13 protein-coding genes are annotated in these 15,479 nt (G+C 71.6%); 5 read left to right on the top strand and 8 right to left on the bottom strand.

The window, feature by feature from the left end; translation table 11 throughout:
• The first annotated feature begins 7 nt into the window (after positions 1–7).
• Positions 8–1,117, top strand: coding sequence for a glycoside hydrolase family 5 protein (locus ACIF80_RS15985; RefSeq protein WP_399804663.1), 1,110 nt, complete (start codon positions 8–10; stop codon positions 1,115–1,117).
• Positions 1,118–1,252: 135 nt separating this feature from the next.
• Here ACIF80_RS15985 and yicI read toward each other — a convergent pair whose 3' ends face one another.
• On the bottom strand, positions 1,253–3,526 hold the full coding sequence (gene yicI, locus ACIF80_RS15990) for an alpha-xylosidase (protein WP_399804666.1): 2,274 nt from the start codon (positions 3,524–3,526) through the stop codon (positions 1,253–1,255).
• A gap of 319 nt (positions 3,527–3,845) precedes the next feature.
• Between yicI and ACIF80_RS15995 the strand changes: the two genes are divergently transcribed.
• The 4 genes from ACIF80_RS15995 to ACIF80_RS16010 are packed head-to-tail and all read left to right on the top strand — an operon-like array spanning position 3,846 to position 8,327.
• Positions 3,846–5,120 (top strand): ABC transporter substrate-binding protein, encoded by a 1,275-nt coding sequence (locus ACIF80_RS15995; protein ID WP_399804668.1) that lies wholly within the window; start codon positions 3,846–3,848, stop codon positions 5,118–5,120.
• Positions 5,117–6,070 carry a carbohydrate ABC transporter permease gene (locus ACIF80_RS16000; RefSeq protein WP_399804670.1) on the top strand — a complete coding sequence of 318 codons (954 nt, stop codon included), beginning with the start codon at positions 5,117–5,119 and terminating at the stop codon, positions 6,068–6,070. Before ACIF80_RS15995 ends, ACIF80_RS16000 begins: the two co-directional genes overlap by 4 nt.
• Positions 6,071–6,075: 5 nt before the next feature.
• On the top strand, positions 6,076–6,918 hold the full coding sequence (locus ACIF80_RS16005; RefSeq protein WP_399804672.1) for a carbohydrate ABC transporter permease: 843 nt from the start codon (positions 6,076–6,078) through the stop codon (positions 6,916–6,918).
• 32 nt (positions 6,919–6,950) lie between these two features.
• Positions 6,951–8,327, top strand: a complete 1,377-nt coding sequence (locus ACIF80_RS16010; RefSeq protein WP_399805279.1) for a GH1 family beta-glucosidase — start codon at positions 6,951–6,953, stop codon at positions 8,325–8,327.
• A 118-nt stretch (positions 8,328–8,445) separates the two neighbouring features.
• On the opposite strand, the gene ACIF80_RS16015 is transcribed toward ACIF80_RS16010, so the two are convergent.
• The 7 genes from ACIF80_RS16015 to ACIF80_RS16045 all read right to left on the bottom strand — a co-directional run bounded on the left by ACIF80_RS16015 (position 8,446) and on the right by ACIF80_RS16045 (position 15,451).
• Positions 8,446–9,111 (bottom strand): CBS domain-containing protein, encoded by a 666-nt coding sequence (locus ACIF80_RS16015; RefSeq protein ID WP_399804674.1) that lies wholly within the window; start codon positions 9,109–9,111, stop codon positions 8,446–8,448.
• A 214-nt stretch (positions 9,112–9,325) separates the two neighbouring features.
• Entirely contained in the window at positions 9,326–10,393 is a 1,068-nt protein-coding gene (hypE, locus tag ACIF80_RS16020) for a hydrogenase expression/formation protein HypE (protein ID WP_399804677.1), read from the bottom strand.
• Positions 10,386–11,576 carry a hydrogenase formation protein HypD gene (gene hypD / locus ACIF80_RS16025; RefSeq protein ID WP_399804679.1) on the bottom strand — a complete coding sequence of 397 codons (1,191 nt, stop codon included), beginning with the start codon at positions 11,574–11,576 and terminating at the stop codon, positions 10,386–10,388. Before hypD ends, hypE begins: the two co-directional genes overlap by 8 nt.
• Entirely contained in the window at positions 11,573–11,878 is a 306-nt protein-coding gene (locus tag ACIF80_RS16030) for a HypC/HybG/HupF family hydrogenase formation chaperone (protein ID WP_399804682.1), read from the bottom strand. The genes hypD and ACIF80_RS16030 overlap by 4 nt, the downstream gene beginning before the upstream one ends.
• A gap of 89 nt (positions 11,879–11,967) precedes the next feature.
• Positions 11,968–14,355: a carbamoyltransferase HypF gene (gene hypF, locus ACIF80_RS16035; RefSeq protein ID WP_399804684.1), complete on the bottom strand. Its 2,388-nt coding sequence runs from the start codon at positions 14,353–14,355 to the stop codon at positions 11,968–11,970.
• Positions 14,352–15,047, bottom strand: a complete 696-nt coding sequence (gene hypB, locus ACIF80_RS16040; RefSeq protein WP_399805282.1) for a hydrogenase nickel incorporation protein HypB — start codon at positions 15,045–15,047, stop codon at positions 14,352–14,354. Before hypB ends, hypF begins: the two co-directional genes overlap by 4 nt.
• A gap of 2 nt (positions 15,048–15,049) precedes the next feature.
• Positions 15,050–15,451 carry a hydrogenase maturation nickel metallochaperone HypA gene (locus ACIF80_RS16045; protein ID WP_399804687.1) on the bottom strand — a complete coding sequence of 134 codons (402 nt, stop codon included), beginning with the start codon at positions 15,449–15,451 and terminating at the stop codon, positions 15,050–15,052.
• Between the last annotated feature and the right edge of the window lie 28 nt (positions 15,452–15,479).

Here is a 15,479-nt window from a genome sequence, read left to right on the forward strand (position 1 = left end):
CCCCCACATGAGAACGGCACCTTTCCGGCTGCGCCCGGCCGCGGCCGCCGCCGCCCTCGGCAGCGCCCTGCTCCTCCTCCTCGCCACCGCCCCCGCGGCCCCCGCCACCCCCACCGGGCAGGCCGCCCCACCCCGTACGGAGACAATGAACTCCCAGGCCGGCACGGCCGCGGCCGACTCTCCGGTCGCCGCCAACGGACAGCTCGAGGTCTGCGGCACCAAGCTCTGCAACGAGCACGGAAACCCGGTCCAGCTGCGCGGCATGAGCACGCACGGAACCCAGTGGTACGCCCAGTGCCTGACCGACGGCTCGCTCGACGCCCTCGCCCACGACTGGCGGGCCGACGTCCTGCGCGTCTCCACCTATGTGCAGGAGGGCGGCTACGAGACCGACCCCGCCCGCTTCACCGACCTGGCCGACTCCCTGATCCGGGAGGCGAGCGAGCGCGGCCTGTACGTGATCGTCGACTGGCACATGCTCAGCCCCGGTGACCCGAACCTCAACCTCGAGAACGCGCGTCGGTTCTTCACCGAGATCGCCCACCGCAACCAGGGCCGGAACAACCTCCTCTACGAGATCGCCAACGAGCCCAGCGGCGTGAGCTGGCCGGCGATCAAGGGCTACGCGGAGCAGATCATCCCGGTCATCCGGAACATCGACGCGGACGCCCCCGTTCTGGTCGGCACCCGCGCCTGGTCCTCGTTCGGCGTCTCCGAGGACGCCGACGAGGCCGAGGTCGTGAACAACCCGGTCCACGCCTCGAACATCATGTACACGTTCCACTTCTACGCCGCCTCGCACCGCGACGCATACCTGGCGGCCCTCTCCCGCGCCGCCGACCGGATCCCCGTCTTCGTCACCGAGTTCGGCACCCAGAACTACGCCGGGGAGGGCGCCGACGACTTCGCGATGGCGCAGCGGTATCTCGACCTGATGGCCGAGAAGAAGATCGGCTGGGTCAACTGGAACTTCTCCGACGACCACCGCTCCGGTGCCGTCTTCACCGCCGGCACCTGCGAGAGCAACGGACCCTGGGCCGGCACGGCGTCCCTGAAGCCCGCCGGAGTCTGGGTCCGCGACCGTGTCCGGACCCCGGACGGCTTCCCCGCCGCCTGACCCGGGGCCGCTTGACCCGGCCGCCCGGCCCGGTTCCGCGCCGGACCCGCCGTGCCCGTCCCACCCGCCCGAGGACCTCTTTCGGGCGGGCGGGACGCCGGCGGTCTTCCCGCAGGCCCGCAGGCCCGGCCCCCGTCACCCCAGCGGCACCGTCACCTCGCCCGTTCCCCGGGCCTCCGGCCCGCCCGCCACACGCACCGTGAACGGCCGCTCGGTGCCCGACGCGGTGACCCGCAGGACGTCGCCGTCGCGCACGACCCGGAAGGACGCGGCCCGCGCGCCCGTCGTGTCGGGCACGGTGACCCCGGCCTCGTAGCGGGGCGAGGCGGGCGGGTGGACGAGCAGGACCGGCGCGTCCAGCCAGTCGCCGTCCGGCCGCGCGTCGTCGGAGGCCAGCGGCAGCACGGCGCCCTCCCTGACGTACAGCGGGAGGCTGTCGTAGCCGTGCCGTTCGGTGCGCCAGCGCGGGCCGGTGACCTTCTCGCCGCTCAGCAGGTGGGTCCAGGTGCCCTCCGGCAGGTAGACCTCCACCTCGCCGCCCGTGTCGAACACGGGGGCGACGAGCAGGTCCGGGCCCAGCATGTACTGGCGGTCCAGCTGACGGCACGACGGGTCGCCCGGGAACTCCAGCACCATCGGCCGCATCATCGGCACCCCGGTGTCGTGCGCCTCGACGGCGGCGCCGTACAGGTAGGGCATCAGCCGGTGCTTGAGCAGGGTGAACCGCCGGGCGACGTCCACCGCCTCGTCGCCGAACTCCCACGGCACCCGGTACGACGTGGAACCGTGCAGCCGGCTGTGCGAGGACAGCAGACCGAAGGCGAGCCAGCGCTTGAACACCGAGGGGTCCGGCGTGCCCTCGAAACCGCCGATGTCGTGACTCCAGAAACCGAAACCGCTCAGCGACAGCGACAGACCGCCCCGCAGCGACTCGGCCATCGCCTCGAAGGACGACCAGCAGTCGCCGCCCCAGTGCACCGGGTACTGCTGCCCGCCGGCGGTCGCGGACCGGGCGAAGAGCACGGCCTCGCCCTGCCCGCGCTCCTTCTCGAGAAGCTCGAACACCGTCCGGTTGTAGAGCTGCGTGTAGTAGTTGTGCATCCGCTCGGGGTCCGAGCCGTCGTGCCAGACCACGTCGGTGGGGATGCGCTCGCCGAAGTCCGTCTTGAAACAGTCCACGCCCTGGTCGAGCAGGGGTTTCAGCTTCGACTGGAACCAGGCCCGCGCCTCGGGGCTGGTGAAGTCGACCAGGCCCATGCCGGCCTGCCACAGGTCCCACTGCCACACGTCGCCGTCGGCCCGGCGCACCAGGTGCCCGAGAGCGGCGGCCTCGTCGAAGAGCGGCGACTTCTGCGCGATGTACGGGTTGATCCAGGCACTGATCCGCAGGCCCTTCTCCTTGAGCCGGGCCAGCATGCCGTCCGGGTCCGGGAAGACGTCGGGATCCCACTGGAAGTCGCACCACTGGTACTCGCGCATCCAGAAACAGTCGAAGTGGAACACCGTGAGCGGGATGCCGCGTTCGGCCATGCCGTCCACGAACGACGTCACCGTCTCCTCGTCGTACGAGGTGGTGAACGAGGTGCTGAGCCACAGGCCGAACGACCAGGCCGGCGGCAGGGCGGGACGGCCGGTGAGGGCCGTGTAACGGGTGAGGACGTCCTTCGGGGTGGGGCCGGCGACGACGTAGTACTCCAGCGACTGGTCCTCGACGCTGAACTGCACCTGGCCGACCGACTCCGAGCCGACCTCGAAGGACACCGCACCGGGGTGGTTGACGAAGACGCCGTAACCGCGGGACGACAGGTAGAACGGGATGTTCTTGTAGGACTGCTCGCTGCTGGTGCCGCCGTCGGCCTGCCAGACGTCGACCGTCTGACCGTTCTTGACGAACGGGGTGAAGCGCTCGCCGAGACCGTAGACCTGTTCCCCGACACCCAGTGCCAGCCGGGTCAGCATGTGGTGTTCCGCCCCGTGGCCGGTGGTGACGAAGGCGGTGTTCCTGGCGTCCGCACGGGTCAGCTCACGCCCGTCGGTGTCGTGGAAGGTGAGCGCGAAGGGGCCGGACCCGTCGAGGCGGAGCGTCAGCGGACCGCTGGTCAGCTCGGTGACCGGGCCGTCCTGACGGACCGTCCCGGCGCCGTCGGCGTCGCCGCCCAGGGAGAAGTCGGGCCCCGGCCGCCGCTTGCCCGCGTGATGGGTGACGCGGACACCGATCACGCCCTCGGCGGGGGAGAAGCACTCGACCGTGACGAGCGGGGCGTTGAGGGTGTCGCCCCTCCGTGCCACCTTCCGTACGGAGGCGTAGGTGGTGAAGCGCTTCGATTCCGGGCGCACCTCGCGTACCTCGGTGGCGTACGAGATCTGGACACCGTCGCGGATGCGCCAGAAGCCGTCGGTGAACTTCATGATCTTCCTCGATGGGGGAGGGGGCGATGGCGGGAGGAAAGCGGTATTTGACCAGGAACTATGACAGGTTCACGGGTTTCTGTCACGCCCTGGCGCAGGAAGATCGCATCGCCGGGGGGCTAGCGCGACCGGTGTCCGCCGGCGTATTAGTAATCAGGCAAAACAAATTACACCCCACCTCAGAGCCGAGTTTCCCACGAGCAGGGTCGACTAATCGTCGAAGCGCTTCACCAGCTCGGGTCCCCCCTCGGCCGCACCCCTCCCACGAGCCGCCCGGCCCGGCGGAACGCCGAGCCGGTCCCACCCAAGGGCACCCACCGTGACAGCACATCCTCCGGTCGCCGCACAGCGTGGTCGGCGCCGTCCACGCAGAGCCGTCACGTCCTTCGCCGCCGTCGCCGCACTGGTCGCCGGGGCGGCACTCACCGGCTGCGCACAGCAACGGGACAGTGACGTGTACACCGTGATGAACTCCTCGACCGACGAGTCCTACCACCGCTGGGACGCCGAGGCGATGGCCCGCTGCGGCAAGCAGCTCGGCATCCGCATCGAGCAGCAGAGCGTCCCCGCCGCGCAGGTGATGACGAAGGCGCTGCGCATGGCCTCGTCGAAGTCACTGCCGGACATCGTGCAGTTCGACGCCTCCGAGATGCCGACCTTCGCCGAGGCGGACGGACTCGTCGACCTGCGCACCCTCGGCCTCGAAACCGACGAGATCCCCCGGGGCATCGTGGAGTTCGGCTCCTACCGGGGCACGTACTACGGTGCGGCCCGCTCCGTGAACACCCTCGCCCTCTTCTACAACAAGGACATCCTGGACCGGGCCGGCCTGGAGGTCCCCGCGACCTGGGACGAGCTGCGCGACACGGCGAAACGGCTCACCGAGGGCAAGCGCTACGGCCTGGCGCTCAGCGCGGGTGGCGCCGAGGACGGCGTCTTCCAGTTCACGCCCTTCATGTGGTCCAACGGCGGCGACGAGACCGAGCTGGACAGCCCGCAGGTCGTCGAGGCGCTCGACTACTGGAAGGCGCTGCTCCAGGACGGCTCGCTGTCCAAGTCCACCGTCAACTGGACCCAGGCCGACGTCAACGACCAGTTCATGGCCGGCAACGCCGCCATGATGATCAACGGCCCGTGGCAGGTCGAGACCCTCAACACCGACGAGTCCCTGCGCTGGGGCATCGCCCAGATCCCCGTCCCGCAGGCCGGTGACGCCTCGGTGGGACCGCTCGGCGGCGCGGTGCTCACCGTGCCGAAGACCGGTGACGAGGACCGCGAGAGGACGGCCGGCCGGATCGTCGCCTGCCTGGCCGGTGAGAAGGAACAGCTCACCTACGCCCTGAACAGCTGGATGGTCCCGGCCCACGAGAAGGCCGCCGCCGTCTGGCGCGACCGCGTGCCCGAACTCGACGCGCTGGCCGACCAGGTCGCCGAGGCCCGCTCCCGCACCGGCAGGCTCGGCGCCGGCTGGTCCTCCGTGTCCCTCGCGCTGCAGAGCGCCTTCCAGTCCGCCCTGACCGGCCAGTCCAGCGAGGCCGCCCTGAAGCGCGCCCAGCAGCGGGCCACGAGCGGGAACCGAGGTACGCGCCCATGACCACCGCCACCGACACCGCCGCGGCCTCCACGAAGACGCCGGAGAAGGCCGCCGCCCCGGACCCGGCCCGGCTGCGCCGCCGGCGCCGGCTCGCCCAGTGGGGCTTCGTCGCCCCCGCCGTCGTCTTCATGCTGCTGTTCTTCGGCTACCCGCTCGTCCGCAACGTCGTGATGAGCTTCCAGCACTACACCCCGAAGACGTTCTTCACCGGAGAGGCGCCCTTCAACGGTACCGACAACTGGTCGGCCGTCCTCCAGGACGCCCTCTTCGGCAAGGCGCTGTGGCACACCCTCGTCTTCACCGCGGGCTCCCTGCTCGGCCAGTTCTGCGTCGGGCTCGCGCTCGCCGTCTTCTTCAGCCGCAGGTTCCCCCTGAACGGCGTCCTGCGGTCCCTGATCCTGCTGCCCTGGCTGGTGCCCATGGTGGTGTCCGGCATCGTCTGGCGCCGCATCCTCGACCAGGACACCGGCGTACTCAACACCTTCCTGGGCACCATCGGCCTCAGCGGCGACACCCCCTGGCTGACCAGCCCCGACATGGCCCTGCTGTCGGTGATCCTGGTCAACATCTGGATCGGCATCCCGTTCAACATGGTCATCCTGTACGGCGGCCTCCAGGAGATCCCGAGAGAGCTCTACGAGGCGGCCTCCCTGGACGGCGCCTCGGCCTGGCGCGCCTTCCGCTCCGTCACCCTGCCCATGCTGAGACCGGTGGTCACGGTCGTCCTCGTCCTCGGCTTCATGTCGACGGTGAAGATCCTCGACCTCATCCTCGCCCTCACCGACGGCGGCCCCGCCGACGCCACCCAGACCCTGGGCACGCTCACCTACCAGAACTCCTTCGTCCAGCTCGACTTCGGAGCGGGCGCCGTCGTCGGCAACGTCCTCATCCTCATCTCCGCGGCGTTCGCCGTGTTCTACCTGCGGGCCAACCGCACCGACGGGAAGTGACCGACATGGCCGCTCACACACCCGCCCCCGCCGCACCACGCGCGCGGGGACGCCGCCTGGGCTCCACCGTGGCGGGCCTGCTCGTCCTGGGCGTCATGCTCTTCCCGCTCTACTGGATGCTCAACACGGCACTCCAGCCCGAGTCCGGACTGCTCCAGGTCGACCCGGTCCCCGGCAGCCTGGACCTGTCCGGCTTCTCGAAGGCCATCAGCGACCAGGGCGGAAACCTGCTCACCTCGCTGGTCGTCTCCCTCGGCGCCGTCGCCATCTGCCTCGCCGTCTCCGCACCCGCCGCCTACGGGCTGGCCCGCTTCGGGCTGCGCGGCACCCGCACCATCGTGTTCGGCACCCTCATCACCCAGATGGTGCCGGGCATCGTCATCGCCAACGCGCTCTACAACTCCTACGTCGACCTCGGCCTGGTCAACTCCCACTTCGGCCTGATGCTCGCGGACGCCTCGCTCGGCATCCCCTTCTCCATCGTGCTGATGCGCGCCTTCATGGTGTCCATCCCGGGCGAGGTCGTCGAGGCCGCGCAGATCGACGGAGCCGGCCCGCTGCGCACCTTCGTCCGCGTGGTGCTGCCGATGAGCCGCAACGCCCTGATCACCTCGGGCCTGTTCGCCTTCCTGTTCTCGTGGAGCGACTTCATGTTCGCACTCACCCTGAACACCACCGACGACGTCAAACCGATCACCCTGGGCATCTACCAGTACATCGGCGCCCACGTCGGCGACTGGGGCGCGGTGATGGCGGCGTCCGTGCTCTCCGCCGTGCCCGCGGCGATCCTGCTCGTCCTCGCCCAGAAGTACATCGCCGCCGGTATCACCGGAGGCTCCGTCAAGTGACCACCGCACGCCCCGAGGAGGGTCCCCAGCACATGTCCGACTTCCCGAGCTTCCCGCCCGGATTCGTCCTCGGCGCCGCGACCGCGTCCTACCAGATCGAGGGGGCGGTCCGGGAGGACGGCCGCGGCCCGTCGATCTGGGACACCTACAGCCACACCCCCGGCCTGGTGGAGGGCGGCGACACCGGAGACGTCGCCTGCGACCACTACCACCGCTACCCCGAGGACGTCGCCCTGCTGCGCGACCTGGGCGTCGGCTCCTACCGCTTCTCCGTCGCCTGGCCGCGCATCGTGCCCGACGGCGGCGGACCGGTGAACCCCAAGGGCCTGGACTTCTACGAGCGCCTGGTCGACGAGCTCCTCGCCGCCGGCATCGAACCCGCCGCCACCCTCTACCACTGGGACCTCCCGCAGGCCCTCGAGGACCGGGGCGGCTGGCGCGTACGCGACACCGCCGAGCGGTTCGCCGAGTACACCGCCGCCGTCGCCGAACGGCTCGGCGACCGCGTACCGCGCTGGATCACCCTCAACGAGCCGTGGTGCAGCGCCTTCCTCGGCTACTCCGTCGGCCGCCACGCCCCCGGCGCCCGCGAGGGCCGGGGCGCCCTGGCCGCCGCCCACCACCTGCTGGTCGGCCACGGACTGGCCGTGCAGGCGCTGAGGGCGGCCGGGGTCCGTGAGGTGGGCATCACCCTCAACCTCGACCACCACCTGCCCGCCACCGGCTCCGCCGCCGACCGGGCCGCCGTCGTCCGTGCCGACACCCTGCACAACCTGGTGTGGACCGAACCCCTCCTGGCCGGCCGCTACCCGGACACCGAACAGGACACCTGGGACGGACTGATCACCGGCCAGGACTTCCGCCGCGACGGTGACCTGGAACTGGTCTCGCAGCCACTGGACTTCCTCGGCATCAACTACTACCGCCCCATCACCGTCGCCGACGCCCCGTACCGCGAGAGCGACCCCGCCCGGCGCGTGGCCACCGACAACCGGTACGAGGAGGTCCCGACCCCCGACGTCCGGCACACCGCGATGGGCTGGCCGGTGGTGCCCCACACCCTCACCGACCTGCTGGTGGACCTCAAGGAGCAGTACGGGGACGCGCTGCCGCCCCTGCACATCACCGAGAACGGCTCCGCCGAGGACGACCGGGTCACCGACGGCGCCGTCCACGACCCCGACCGCGTGGCCTACCTGCGCGACCACCTCACCGCCCTGCGCGCCGCGATGGACCGGGGCGTCGACGTCCGCGGCTACTACGTCTGGTCCCTGCTCGACAACTTCGAGTGGGCCTACGGATACGGCAAGCGCTTCGGCATCGTCCGCGTCGACTACGACACCCAGCGGCGCATCCCGAAGGACAGCTACCACTGGTACCGGCGGATGATCGCGGCACAGCGCCCCTGACGGACCACGGGCGACAAGCGACCGCACCGGGGCCGTCCCGTCATGCGACGGCCCCTTCCGGTTCCCGGTGCGAGGCCGCCCGCGGCGAACCCCGCCCGGCCCTGCCGGACCGCCGCAGTCAGCCCGCCCGCGCCGGGCCGCCGTCGGCGCCGGCCTCGGGCACCGTACGGAACTCCACGTCGACGACTCCGTCGACGTCGCGGCACATCTCCTCGAGTTCCTCCGCCGTCGCCCGGGACGACAACTGCCCGATGAGGCTGACGTGACCGTGCGTCACGTTCACCTCGACGGCCGAGGGCGCCTCGCCGAGCGCCCGCACCAGCACGTCCTCGACGATCTCCGTACGGATCGCCCGGTCCTCGCGCACGAAGACGCGCAGCAGGTCGCTCCTGCTCACCACACCCTTCAGCCGCCCCGCCGGATCGACCACCAGCAGTCGCTTGATCCCGTGCCGCGCCATCACCCGGGCGGCGTCCACCACGCTCCAGTCCTCGGTGGCGCACAGCGCGGGCGACGTCATCAGCCCGGCGGCGTCGGTGGCCCACGCCTTCTCCGGCTGGGGCACCAGGCCCGGCCCACCGGCCTCGCTCTCCTGCCGGCCCCACATCTTGTGCAGCAGATCCGCCTCGGACACCACGCCCACCGGGCGGTCGTCGGCGTCCACGACGGGAACGGCTGTGATGTCGTACTCGAGCAGCAGGTGCGCGATCTCCTTGAACGGTGTCGCGCCCTGGATCCGGACGACCGCACCGCTCATCACGTCGCGCACCTTCTGGTGGCTCATCGTGGTGGTTCCTCTCTGCTGCCGGCGCAAGACCGATGTAGGGACGACCCGTGTGCGCCTGAGGCCGTCACCAACATCATTGTCGGTCGGGACGCGTGAGCGGAGAAATGACGGAGGCCCGCGACGGCAGTGCCGCCGGCGGGAAGGGGCCACGGACACCGGGCCGGCCCCCGCCCGTCACGAGTCATGAGGAGCGGGGGCCGGCTCGGTGCGGTCAGCAGATCCGCGGGAGCTGTTCCCCCATCGGCATGTCCACCACGCGGGTGCCGCCGAGTCCGGTCCGCGCGACGACCATGCCCGGATGGTCCGCGACCGCCTCACCGATGATCGCGGCCTCGGAACCGAGGGGGTGCGCCTTCATCGCGGCCAGGACCGCGTCGGCGTGCTCCCGCGGCACGAAGGCGACGAGCTTGCCCTCGTTGGCCACGTACATCGGGTCGAGCCCCAGCATGGCGCAGGCACCGGCCACGGGCTGCGGCACCGGAACGGCGCGTTCCCGGACGACGACCCCGCACCCCGAGGCCGCGGCGATCTCGTTGAGCGAGGCGGCCAGGCCGCCGCGGGTCGGATCGCGCAGCACCCGCAGGTCCGACGTGACGGACAGCATCGCGTCGACGAGCCCGCCGAGCGCCGCGCAGTCGCTCTCGATCCCGACCTCGAACCGCAGGTTCTCGCGCTCGCTCATGATGGCCACGCCATGGACGCCGATGGCGCCGCTGATCACCACGACATCGCCGGGAACCACCCGCTCCGGACGCAGGTCGACCCCCGCCGGGATCAGGCCGATGCCCGAGGTGTTGATGTAGACGCCGTCACCGTGCCCCGCCTCCACGACCTTGGTGTCGCCCGTGACCACGCGCACTCCGGCCGCCCGGGCGGCGGCACCGAGCGCCTCGGCCACGCGGGAGACGGTGTCGAGTTCGACCCCCTCCTCCAGGATCAGGCCGCACGACAGGAAGGCCGCACGTGCCCCGCTCATGGCCAGGTCGTTGACGGTGCCGTTGACGGCGAGGTCACCGATGCTCCCCCCGGGGAAGAACAAGGGCCGGACGACGAAGGAGTCGGTGGAGAACGCGAGCCGGGCACCGCCGAGTTCGACCACGGCGGAGTCGGTCAGCGCGTTCTGCGCGGGCCCGCCGAGCCCTGGAAGGACGACCTGTTCGATCAGCTCGGCGGACATGGCGCCGCCCCCGCCGTGGCCCATCACCACGCGCGGCCGGTCGCGCACCGGCGCCGGGCAGGTCCAGGAGAGCAGGTCCGGGTGTGCGGTGGTGTCAGACAACGGAGCTGTCCTCCCGGCTCGGGACGGTCACGGCCGCCGCGCCGCCGGCCGTCGGTACGGCGGCCGGCGCCGGGCGGGAGCCGGGCCGGGCCGGCAGGTCCAGCCGCCGGTACAGGTAGTACGCGGCGCAGGCACCCTCACTGGAGACCATGGTGGCGCCGAGCGGCGTGCGCGGGGTGCACGTCGTCCCGAACGCCTCGCACTCGTGCGGCTTCAGCAGCCCCTGGAGCACCTCTCCGCTGCGGCACTCGGCCGGTTCGAGCGTGGTGATGTCCCCGACCTGGAAGCGGGGCTCGGCGTCGTAGTCCCGGTAGCGCGCCGACAGGCGCCAGCCGCTGTCCGGGATGACGCCGATGCCGCGCCAGGCGCGATCGGCGACCTCGAAGACGTCGTCCAGCATGGCCCGCGCGGCGGGGTTGCCCTCGGGCGGGACCGCCCGCGGGTAGGCGTTGTCGACCGTGTGCTCCCCCCGTTCCAGCTGTCGCACGGTCCGCCGTACGCCTTCCAGGACGTCCAGGGGCTCGAAACCGGTCACCACGATGGGCACCCGGAACCGCTCGGCGAGCGCCGGGTACTCGGCTGTTCCCATCACGCTGCACACATGCCCGGCCGCCAGGAACCCCTGCACCCGGCAGTCCGGCGACTGCATGATCGCCTCGATCGCGGGCGGGACCCGGACATGCGAGACGAGCAGGCTGAAGTTGCGGATGCCGCGCCTGCGGGCCTGGTGCACCGTCATCGCGTTGGGCGGTGCCGTGGTCTCGAAGCCGATGCCGAAGAACACGACCTCCCGGTCCGGGTTCTCCTCCGCGAGCCGGAGCGCGTCGAGCGGGGAGTACACGACGCGCACGTCACCGCCCTCGGCGCGGACCTGGAACAGGTCACGGCCCGTACCCGGGACCCGGAGCATGTCGCCGAAGGAGCAGAAGATCACCTCCGGCCGCGAGGCGATCTCCAGCGCCTTGTCGATCACCTCCAGCGGCGTCACGCACACCGGGCAACCCGGCCCGTGGATCAACTCCAATTCATCGGGCAGCAGTTGGTCGATGCCGTGCCGGATGATGCTGTGGGTCTGGCCGCCGCACACCTCCATCAGCGCCCACGGCCCGGTCACCGTCGCCCTGATGTCGTCGAGCAGCCGCGCCGCCAGATCGGGGTCCTGGAACTCGTCGATGTACTTCATCGCTGCACCTCCCGGCCGAGACCGTCACTGCCGCCGGCCTGCGCGGCCTGCTCCCATGGATCGCCGAACTCCTCCTGCAGCATGCCGAGGTTCTCGAACAGCTCCAGGGTCCGGTGGGCCGACTCCTCGTCCAGCCGCTGCAGGGCGAAGCCCACATGGACGATGGCGTACTCACCGACCCGCAGGTCGGGCAGGTACTCCAGGCACACCTCCTTGACCACTCCGCCGAAGTCGACGGTGGCCATCCGGGTGCCGTCCCGTTCCTCGATGCTCAGCACTTTGCCGGGTACCGCCAGGCACATACGTGTCTCCTCTCTTGTCGTGGCTCGTGGCTCGTGGCTCGTGGCTCGTGGCTCGTGGCTCGTGGCTCGTTGCTCGGTGCCCGCGCCCGTCACCCGGTCCCGGCTCGTGCCCGGGCGCCCACCACCATCTGTCCGAGGGCCAGTCCGCCGTCGTTCGGCGGGACTTCACGGTGGCGCAGCACGGTGAAACCGTCCGCGCGCAGGTCGTGCGCGCAGGCCGAGGAGAGCAGCGTGTTGGAGAACACGCCGCCGGTCAGCGCGACCGTCCGCAGACCGGTGGCCTCCCCGGCCGCCGCGCACACCGTCCGCACCAGGCGGGCGACGGCGAGATGGAAGCGAGCGGCGATCACACCCACGGGCACGCCCTGCCGTACGTCCTCGACGACCGCGGTCAGCAGGGGTCCCGGGGCGGCGGTGAGCGGCGCTCCCCCCGGGTCCGGAGGCCCTTCCAGTCGGAAGACGTAGCGCGGGTCGTCGGCCACGTCACCGGCGGCCACCGCCGCCGCCTCCAGTTCGATCGCCGCCTGCGCCTCGTATCCCACGTACTGGCAGACCCCCGCCAAGGACGCGACGGCGTCGAAGAGCCGGCCCATGCTGGACGTCGGCACACAGTTCAGCCCTTGCGCCAACTGGGCTCCCAGGACGGTAAGTTCACCGGGCGGGCAGGCGACCGTGCACGGCAGGTCGGAGCCGGCGGCGATGCCCGCCGCGTGCAGATGCGCCAGTGCCATGCGGTACGGCCGTCGCACCGCCGCGTCACCACCGGGCAGCGGTACGTAGGCCAGATGGGCGAACCGCCGGAAACCCTCGTAGTCCGCGACCAGGAACTCGCCGCCCCACACGGCACCGTCGTCCCCGTACCCGGTGCCGTCGCAGGCCACCCCGATCACCCGGTCACCGGCCGCCACGCCGTGCTCGGCCAGGACGGAGGCGATGTGCGCGTGATGGTGCTGGACCCGGACCACCGGGCGGCCCTCGGCGTGCCGCCGCGCCCACGCACCCGACCGGTACCCCGGGTGGCCGTCGGTGACCAGCACCGTCGGACGCACACCGGTCACCGCCTCCAGCTGCCGCTCGGCACGGCCGAACGCCTGCTGCGTGGCCAGGCCGTCCATGTCCCCGACGTGGGCGGACAGCCAGGCCTTGTCGCTCTGCGCGAGGCAGAAGACGTTCTTCAGATCGCCGCCGACGGCGAGCGCGGGGACCACCGGCACGGGCAGGGTGACCGGCAGGGGGGCATAGCCGCGTGAGCGGCGCAGCACCAGCGGCTCGCCGTCACAGACGCGGACCACGGAGTCGTCGCACGGCACGTGGATGGGCCGGTCGTGCGTGAGCCATGCGTCGGCCAGACCGGCCAGCCGTTCCAGGGCGTCCTCGTCGTCCGTGACGATGGGTTCCCCCGACACGTTGCCGCTCGTCATCACCAGCAGACGGGGTGCCCCCGCGGGCGCCGTCGCATCCGCGGTCCCCAGCAGCAGGTGATGCACCGGGGTGTACGGCAGCATGATGCCGAGATCGGGACTGCCCGGCGCGACGGCGCCGGCGGGAACGAGCGTGCGGGGTACGGCCCGGGCGCCGGTGCGCCGTCGCATCAGGACGACGGGCCGCGCCCGCCCGGTGAGCAACTCCCGCTCCGCGGCACTCATGTGCACCAGGTGCTCGATGTCCCGCACGTGCGCGGCCATCAGCGCGAACGGCTTGTCCCCGCGGGCCTTGCGGCGGCGGAGTACGGTGACCGCCTCCGGCCGGGTGGCGTCACAGGCCAGGTGGTAGCCGCCGAGGCCCTTGACGGCGAGGACGGCTCCCGCGGCAAGCAGTGAGCGCGCCCCGGCGACGGGGTCGTCGCCGGGAGGCGCGGTGACACCGGGCCCCGCGACGAGCCGCAGGCGCGGACCGCAGGACGGACAGGCGACGGGCTGTGCGTGGAACCGCCGGTCGGCGGGATCGTGGTACTCGCGGGCGCAGTCGGGACACAGGGGGAAGCGCGCCATCGTCGTGTGCTCACGGTCGTACGGCAGACCGGTGACGATGGTGAAACGCGGCCCGCAGTGCGTACAGGTGACGAACGGGTGCCGGTGGCGCCGGTCGGCGGGGTCGCCCAGCTCGGCGAGGCAGTCGTCGCAGGTCGCCGTGTCGGGCGCGACGAGCGTGCGGACGGGACCGTCGGCGCGGGACGGGACGATGCGGAACCCGCTGTCCGCGACGGCGGTGATCCCGGTCGTCTCCACCGATTCCACCACCGCGAGCGGGGGAGCGTCGGGCAGGAGGCGGGAACAGAACAGATCGACGGCCGCGGGCAGGCCCTCGACCTCCACGACCACGCCGTCGCCGGTGTTGGTGACATGCCCGGTGAGCCGCAGACCGGTGGCCAGCCCGTACACGAAGGGGCGGAAACCCACCCCCTGCACCACGCCCCGTACGACGACACGGGCGCGCCGCACGTCGGCCGTCACGCCGGCGGGCGGGAGGGTGCTCACGCCTGCGCCCGGGCCATCACCGGAGCGTGAACGGGGTCCCCCTCGGCCGCCGCGAGCGCCCGGTCGACCAGGACACCGGCCCCCTCACCGGTGCGTGCGGAGGTGAGCACCACGTCCACGCCGGGATTCACCTGCTCCACGTGGGCGCGGAAAGCGGCCTCGTCGAACTCGGCGGGCCCGGCGAGGTCGGACTTGGTGACCATCACCAGCTGGGCGAGACCGAACGAGGTGGGGTACTTGAGCGGCTTGTCCTCGCCCTCGGTGACGGAGGCGAGGACCACGCGCAGCGACTCACCGAGGTCGTAGGAGGCCGGACAGACGAGATTGCCCACGTTCTCCACGAACAGCAGGCGGGTGCCCTCGGGCAGCCAGTCGTGCAGATGCCCGGCGAGCATGTCCGCCTCCAGATGGCACAGCCCGTCGGTGAGCACCTGCTTGACCGGGACACCCGAACGGGCCAGGCGGGAGGCGTCGTTCTCGGTGGCGAGGTCCGCGGTCAGGGCCGCGGACCTGATACCGCGCTCCCGCGCCAGCAGCAGTTCACGTTCCAGCAGGGCCGTCTTGCCGCTGCCGGGGCTCGACAGGAGATTGACCACCGTCGTCCCCCGGGCCGACAGTTCGGTGCGCAGGATGCCTGCCGCCATGGTGTTCTTGGCGAGCACGGCCTGCCGGAGGTCGACTGTGCGGCACATCATCAGCTCTCCTCGTGAAGGGTTGCCGGGGCAGGTGCGGGGGCGGGGGCGGGGGAATCCGCGGCCCAGTGCACTTCGGTGATCCTCAGCTCGCGGCCCGACAGCAGCTCGGTGGCGCCTCCGCGACAGGAGGCGCAGATCATGTCCGGGGGCATCCCGGTCTCCCAGGTCCGCCCGCACGGCGCGCACGACGCCCGGCCGGGAACGAACCCGGTGACGAGCTCGGCGCCCTGGAGAACCGTCCCGGAGCAGGCGAGTTCGAAGCAGAAGGCGAGTGCGTCGGGGACGACTCCGGCGAGTTCGCCGATGTCGAGACGGACCTTCTGCACACCGTGCGCGGAACGGGACCGTGCCGCCTGCTCGACCTGGTCCACGATCGACAGGGCGACGGACATCTCGTGCATCGCCTCTCCGTCCTGGGCCGGGGTCGTG

It is taken from the genome of Streptomyces sp. NPDC085927 (assembly GCF_044540975.1).
GTDB classification, from domain to species: domain Bacteria; phylum Actinomycetota; class Actinomycetes; order Streptomycetales; family Streptomycetaceae; genus Streptomyces; species Streptomyces hirsutus.

Coding starts and splice junctions, on each gene's coding strand:
- ACIF80_RS15985 (WP_399804663.1), top strand. CDS start 8: ATGAGAACGGCACCTTTCCGGCTGCGCCCGGCCGCGGCCGCCGCCGCC.
- ACIF80_RS16010 (WP_399805279.1), top strand. CDS start 6,951: ATGTCCGACTTCCCGAGCTTCCCGCCCGGATTCGTCCTCGGCGCCGCG.
- hypB (WP_399805282.1), bottom strand. CDS start 15,047: ATGTGCCGCACAGTCGACCTCCGGCAGGCCGTGCTCGCCAAGAACACC.
- hypD (WP_399804679.1), bottom strand. CDS start 11,576: ATGAAGTACATCGACGAGTTCCAGGACCCCGATCTGGCGGCGCGGCTG.
- ACIF80_RS16030 (WP_399804682.1), bottom strand. CDS start 11,878: ATGTGCCTGGCGGTACCCGGCAAAGTGCTGAGCATCGAGGAACGGGAC.
- ACIF80_RS16045 (WP_399804687.1), bottom strand. CDS start 15,451: ATGCACGAGATGTCCGTCGCCCTGTCGATCGTGGACCAGGTCGAGCAG.
- yicI (WP_399804666.1), bottom strand. CDS start 3,526: ATGAAGTTCACCGACGGCTTCTGGCGCATCCGCGACGGTGTCCAGATC.
- ACIF80_RS16015 (WP_399804674.1), bottom strand. CDS start 9,111: ATGAGCCACCAGAAGGTGCGCGACGTGATGAGCGGTGCGGTCGTCCGG.
- ACIF80_RS16000 (WP_399804670.1), top strand. CDS start 5,117: ATGACCACCGCCACCGACACCGCCGCGGCCTCCACGAAGACGCCGGAG.
- ACIF80_RS16005 (WP_399804672.1), top strand. CDS start 6,076: ATGGCCGCTCACACACCCGCCCCCGCCGCACCACGCGCGCGGGGACGC.